This is a genomic window from Novosphingobium sp. B-7 (assembly GCF_000410615.1).
In the GTDB taxonomy this organism is placed as follows: Bacteria; Pseudomonadota; Alphaproteobacteria; order Sphingomonadales; family Sphingomonadaceae; genus Novosphingobium; species Novosphingobium capsulatum.
On sequence record NZ_KE148388.1, the window covers coordinates 1 to 3,767 of the forward strand.

Here is a 3,767-nt window from a genome sequence, read left to right on the forward strand (position 1 = left end):
TCGATGGCGAAGGGCTGCCCACCGCCCCGCGCAAGCTGGTCGATGCCGGGCGCCTGACCGGCTGGCTGATGGACAGTGCCGCCGCGCGCCAGCTGGGCGCCGTGCCCACCGGCCATGCCTCACGTGGGGGATCGGGCGCACCGCATGTCACCGCCGGCAATGTGGTGATCGAGCCGGGCACGCTGACCCGCGCGCAGCTGATCGCCGATATTGCCGATGGCGTCTATGTCACCGAACTGATCGGCAGCGGCGTCAACGGCGTGACCGGCGATTACAGCCGCGGCGCCGCCGGCTTTCGCATCGTCAACGGCGAAATCGCCGGCCCGATCGCGGAGTTTACCGTGGCCGGCAACCTGCTGGCCATGTTTGCCGCGATGATCCCGGCCAGCGATCTCAAGATCGAACGCGGGATCGACGTGCCCACCCTGCGCATCGATGGCATGAGTGTGGCGGGCGACTGAGGCGCGGCAGCGTTTTTTGTTTTCACACGAAGCCACGAAGGCACGAAGAAGGACAGACCCGCTCTCTTCGTGCCTTCGTATGGGCTCGATTTATCCGCGCGCCATGCCCAGCGCCATGCGTTCCAGCACATCGCCCATGGCTTGCGCCACCTCGGCATCGGCCGGCGCCACCTCGGCAATCGCGCGGCGCATCGCCTGGGCCCACTGACCGGCGGTTGTGGCGTCGATGGGAAACGGCTTGTGCATCGACATCATGCACTTGCCGGGATTGGTTTCCCACCAGTCACGCGGGCCGCCGCACCATCCCGCCAGGAAGCTGGGCAGCGATGCGCGCATCGGTGCCAGGTCTGCCGCATGCATCGCCCGCAGCGCGGCATAGGCCGGATTGCTTTCCATGAGGTCATAGAACCGCTCGGTGATCGCGCGCAGCGTAGCGTGGCCGCCGATGCGGGCAAATGGCGTTTCAACGGATTCGGCAGCAGCTGCCATGACAGGCCTTTCGCGCAAGGGAGGGGATGCTTGCCCCTAACCGCCCCTGCCCCCAGCCACCTTGACCGGCATCAATCCGCCACCATCGCGCGCAAGGTGTCCAGCCGGTCGGCCTCGTGCGCGGGCTTGTCGCTGCGGATGCGGTGGATGCGCGGGAAACGCATGGCCAGGCCCGATTTGTGCCGCTTGCTGGCATGGACCGAATCGAACGCCACCTCCAGCACCAGCTGGCGATCAACCTCGCGCACCGGGCCAAAGCGGTTGACCGTGTGCTGGCGCACATGGCGATCGAGCCACTTCAGTTCCTCGTCGGTAAAGCCGAAATAGGCCTTGCCCACCGGCAACAGGTCGGCCCCCGCATCGGGATCGCCATCCCAGCAACCGAACGTGAAATCGGAATAGAACGACGATCGCTTGCCGCTGCCGCGCTGGGCATACATCAGCACGCAATCGATCAGCAGCGGATCGCGCTTCCACTTGTACCACAGCCCGGCGCGGCGCCCGGACACATAGGGCGCATCGCGCCGCTTGAGCATCACCCCCTCGATCGCATCATCCCGTGCACGCGCGCGAATTTCGGCCAGCTGGTCCAGATTGTCGGCCTCGATCACCGCCGAAATATCAAAGCGCTGCGGATCGAGCTGCGGCATCAGCGCCTCCAGCCGGGCGCGCCGCGCGGCCCAGCCCAGCGGCCGCAGGTCTTCGCCCTGCAGCTGCAACACGTCATACAATCGCACGAACGCAGGATAATCGGCCAGCATCGCCTTGCTCACGCTCTTGCGCCCCAGCCGCTGTTGTAGCGCGTTGAAGCTGGCCGCGCCGCCCGCTTCGCCGCCCTGGTGGCTGCCGCGCACCAGCAGTTCCCCATCCAGCACCGCCGGGATTTGCAACGCGCCGATCAGTTCGGGAAAACTCGCGGAAATATCATCGCCACCGCGCGAATAGAGCCGGGTTTGCCCAGCCACATGCACCAGTTGCACACGGATGCCGTCCCATTTCCATTCCGCCGCAAACGCGTGCAGGTCCACCACCGTATCTTCCAGCGGCTGGGCCAGCATGAACGGGCGGAACAGTGGCAGGCTTTGCGCATCGGGCGGCGGCGCGCCATCAGCGGCCCAGGCAAACAGATCGGCATAGGGCGGCGCCTGGCCGTGCCACAGCTCTTCCACCTGCTCCACATCCACGCCAAACGCCTGGGCAAACGCCACCTTGGCCAGCCGCGTCGACAGGCCGATGCGCATCGCCCCGGTCGCCAGCTTGAGCAGGGCATAGCGGCCATTGGCATCGAGCCGGTCGAGCAATCCGGCCAGCCGCTCCGCCGCCGTGGCGCGGGTGGCGCCGGCCAAAACTTCCACCGCTTCGCTCACGCTGGGCGTGGGCGGCTGCGGTGTCTGGGGTTCGGGCCACAGCAGGCTGGCGGTTTCCGCCGTATCGCCCACATAATCGCGCGACAGGCGCCACAGCACCTCGTCCACCCGCGCATCGAGCAGCGCGCGTATTGTGCCCGCCTTTACCGCTGGAAAATTCAGCCCATCGGTCAGCGCCGCCAGCGCCCAGCCGCGATCGGGATCGGGAGTATCGCGCAGATACTGCGCCAACAGCGCCAGCTTGCCATTGCGCGATCGGGTATAGACCAGGCCATCGACCAGGGCGGCAAAGCGTTCCATCGCTCAATCGTCCTCGTCTTCATAGCCGACCATGGCCAGCGCGCGGGCCTTGCGCTGGTGCAACGCGCACCAGCGCAACAGCGCTTGCTCACGGCCATGGGTGATCCAGGTTTCAGCCGGATTTACCTCAGTAATCGTCTTGGTCAGTTCGTCCCAATCAGCATGGTCGGAAATCACCAGCGGCAGTTCCACATTGCGCTGCCGCGCCCGCTGCCGCACCCGCATCCAGCCCGATGCCATGGCAGTGATCGGATCGGGCAGGCGGCGGCTCCAGCGGTCGTTGAGCGCCGATGGCGGGCAGACCACGATATGCCCGGCCAGTTCCGCCTTGGCCACACCGGCGGCCGGGCGCAGTTCGCCCAGATCGATGCCCCATTCGCGATAGAGCGCGCACATCCGCTCCATCGCGCCATGCAGAAAGATCGGCGCATCGTGCCCGGCGCGGCGTAGTTCGGCGATCAGGCGCTGCGCCTTGCCCAGGGCATAGGCACCCACCAGCACGCAGCGCTGCGGATGGGCCGCCTGCGTTTCGCGCAGCCGCGCGATTTCCTCGGCGATCGGCGGGTGGCGAAACACCGGCAGGCCAAAGGTCGCCTCGGTAATGAACACGTCGCACGGCACCGGCTCGAACGGGGCGCACGTTGGGTCGGGGCTGCGCTTGTAATCGCCGGTCACCACCACGCGCTGCCCGTCGCGCTCCAGCAGGATCTGCGCCGATCCCAGCACGTGGCCCGCCGGCACGAACGTGGCACGGATGCCGCCGGGCAGAGCGATGGTCTCGCCATAGTCCACGCTCTGCGCGCCTTCGGGCATCACGCCATAGCGCAGGCCCATGATCGCCAGTGTCGCCGCCGTGGCCACGGTCTGGCCATGGCCGCCCCGCGCATGGTCAGAATGGCCATGGGTGACCAAGGCCTGCGGCACCGCATGGGCTGGATCGATCCACGCATCAGCGGGGGGCAGATAGATGCCCTGCGGCTCGGGGCGAATCCAGGCAAGATCGATGGGCATGTGCCATCACAATGGCCCGCCTGCCGGTTGGGTTCCAGATGAGCGTTGGGGCGAGGTTCGGGCCCCTCCGTCAGGCCTTCGGCCTGCCACCTCCCCGCAAAGCAGGGAGGATCAAAAAATCCTCCCCATCACCGATGGG

4 protein-coding genes are annotated in these 3,767 nt (G+C 66.9%); 1 reads left to right on the forward strand and 3 read right to left on the reverse strand.

Annotated elements, in window-relative coordinates:
- Positions 1-461 (forward strand): metallopeptidase TldD-related protein (locus H926_RS0116250; RefSeq protein WP_022677257.1); only part of this gene is annotated, 461 nt, incomplete at its 5' end.
- 90 nt (positions 462-551) lie between these two features.
- On the opposite strand, the gene H926_RS0116255 is transcribed toward H926_RS0116250, so the two are convergent.
- The 3 genes from H926_RS0116255 to H926_RS0116265 form a co-directional block, all read right to left on the reverse strand.
- Positions 552-950, reverse strand: a complete 399-nt coding sequence (locus H926_RS0116255; RefSeq protein WP_022677258.1) for a group II truncated hemoglobin — start codon at positions 948-950, stop codon at positions 552-554.
- Between the two features lie 71 nt (positions 951-1,021).
- Positions 1,022-2,617, reverse strand: a complete 1,596-nt coding sequence (locus H926_RS0116260) for a cisplatin damage response ATP-dependent DNA ligase (RefSeq protein ID WP_022677259.1) — start codon at positions 2,615-2,617, stop codon at positions 1,022-1,024.
- A gap of 3 nt (positions 2,618-2,620) precedes the next feature.
- Complete coding sequence (locus H926_RS0116265) at positions 2,621-3,628, reverse strand: ligase-associated DNA damage response exonuclease (protein WP_022677260.1); 1,008 nt, start codon at positions 3,626-3,628, stop codon at positions 2,621-2,623.
- Positions 3,629-3,767: the final 139 nt, after the last annotated feature.